The sequence below is a fragment of the Bacillus sp. 37MA genome (assembly GCF_000372765.1).
GTDB lineage: Bacteria > Bacillota > Bacilli > Bacillales > Domibacillaceae > Domibacillus > Domibacillus aminovorans.
The window spans coordinates 3,232,357-3,234,559 of sequence record NZ_KB889752.1 but is presented as its reverse complement, the minus strand read 5'-3'; the positions used below and the strand labels follow the sequence as shown (position 1 = coordinate 3,234,559).

2 tRNA genes and 2 other annotated features (1 of these 4 cut by a window edge) are annotated in these 2,203 nt (G+C 51.7%); both genes read right to left on the bottom strand.

Features of this window, described 5'->3' with window-relative positions:
- Nucleotides 1-1,671, bottom strand: a sequence feature (23S ribosomal RNA rRNA prediction is too short) (it extends 199 nt beyond the left edge of the window).
- A gap of 78 nt (nucleotides 1,672-1,749) precedes the next feature.
- Nucleotides 1,750-1,825: transfer RNA gene (locus tag A3M5_RS0117735), tRNA-Ala, on the bottom strand.
- A gap of 23 nt (nucleotides 1,826-1,848) precedes the next feature.
- Nucleotides 1,849-1,925: transfer RNA gene (locus A3M5_RS0117730), tRNA-Ile, on the bottom strand.
- 108 nt (nucleotides 1,926-2,033) lie between these two features.
- Nucleotides 2,034-2,168, bottom strand: a sequence feature (16S ribosomal RNA rRNA prediction is too short).
- Nucleotides 2,169-2,203 lie beyond the last annotated feature (35 nt).

The following is a 2,203-nucleotide window of genomic DNA, read 5'->3' as shown; positions in this document are numbered from 1 at the left end:
TACCTGTGTCGGTTTGCGGTACGGGCACCTTACATCTCGCTAGAGGCTTTTCTTGGCAGTGTGGAATCGAAGACTTCGGTACTTAATTTCCCTCGTCATCACAGCTCAGCCTTCACGGAAACGGGATTTGCCTCATTTCCAGCCTACCTGCTTAAACACGCGTATCCAGCTGCGTGATCTCCTATCCTCCTGCGTCCCCCCATCACTCAAACGATGCTTGGTGGTACAGGAATATCAACCTGTTCTCCATCGCCTACGCCTTTCGGCCTCGGCTTAGGTCCCGACTAACCCTGAGAGGACGAGCCTTCCTCAGGAAACCTTGGGCATTCGGTGGAAGGGATTCTCACCCTTCTTTCGCTACTCATACCGGCATTCTCACTTCCAGACGCTCCACCAGTCCTTACGGTCTAGCTTCACAGCAGCTGGAACGCTCTCCTACCACTGATATCAACGATATCAATCCACAGCTTCGGTGATACGTTTAGCCCCGGTACATTTTCGGCGCAGAGTCACTCGACCAGTGAGCTATTACGCACTCTTTAAATGGTGGCTGCTTCTAAGCCAACATCCTGGTTGTCTGGGCAACTCCACATCCTTTTCCACTTAACGTATACTTTGGGACCTTAGCTGGTGGTCTGGGCTGTTTCCCTCTTGACTACGGATCTTATCACTCGCAGTCTGACTCCCAAACATAAGTTTCTGGCATTCGGAGTTTGTCTGAATTCGGTAACCCGGGATGGGCCCCTAGTCCAAACAGTGCTCTACCTCCAGAACTCTTCGTTTGAGGCTAGCCCTAAAGCTATTTCGGAGAGAACCAGCTATCTCCAGGTTCGATTGGAATTTCACCGCTACCCACACCTCATCCCCGCACTTTTCAACGTGCGTGGGTTCGGACCTCCAGTGAGTGTTACCTCACCTTCATCCTGGACATGGGTAGATCACCTGGTTTCGGGTCTACGACCTCATACTCATTCGCCCTATTCAGACTCGCTTTCGCTGCGGCTCCGCATCATCTGCTTAACCTTGCATGAAATCGTAACTCGCCGGTTCATTCTACAAAAGGCACGCCATCACCCATTAACGGGCTCTGACTACTTGTAGGCACACGGTTTCAGGATCTCTTTCACTCCCCTTCCGGGGTGCTTTTCACCTTTCCCTCACGGTACTGGTTCACTATCGGTCACTAGGGAGTATTTAGCCTTGGGAGATGGTCCTCCCGGATTCCGACGGAATTCCTCGTGTTCCGCCGTACTCAGGATCCACTCAAGAGAGAAGAGGATTTCAGCTACAGGGCTGTTACCTTGTTTCGCGGGCCTTTCCAGACCGCTTCACTTATCCTCTTCCTTTGTAACTCCGTATAGAGTGTCCTACAACCCCAGAAAGCAAGCTTTCTGGTTTGGGCTATGTCCCGTTTCGCTCGCCGCTACTCAGGGAATCGCGTTTGCTTTCTCTTCCTCCGGGTACTTAGATGTTTCAGTTCCCCGGGTATGCCTCCTCCTGCCCTATGTATTCAGGCAAGGGTGCCATCCCATTACGGATGGCGGGTTTCCCCATTCGGAAATCTCCGGATCAAAGCTTACTTACAGCTCCCCGGAGCATATCGGTGTTAGTCCCGTCCTTCGTCGGCTCCTAGTGCCAAGGCATCCACCGTGCGCCCTTTCTAACTTAACCTAAAAAGGCATTCTGTGTCTTACTTGGTTTTATACTTGTTCATACGATTGCTTATATCCAGTTTTCAAAGAACAATTTTGGTGGAGCCTAGCGGGATCGAACCGCTGACCTCCTGCGTGCAAAGCAGGCGCTCTCCCAGCTGAGCTAAGGCCCCGACAGAAAAAAGAAGAGTAAGGATGGTGGGCCTGAGTGGACTCGAACCACCGACCTCACGCTTATCAGGCGTGCGCTCTAACCAGCTGAGCTACAGGCCCTTACTCGACAAATATATGAAGATTATTTAATTGAACCTTCAAAACTGAACAAAATCAAAGTCAAAACGTCACGTTTTTCTGTAAAAATTCCTTAGAAAGGAGGTGATCCAGCCGCACCTTCCGATACGGCTACCTTGTTACGACTTCACCCCAATCATCTGCCCCACCTTCGGCGGCTGGCTCCCGTAAGGGTTACCCCACCGACTTCGGGTGTTGCAAACTCTCGTGGTGTGACGGGCGGTGTGTACAAGGCCCGGGAACGTATTCACCGCGGCATG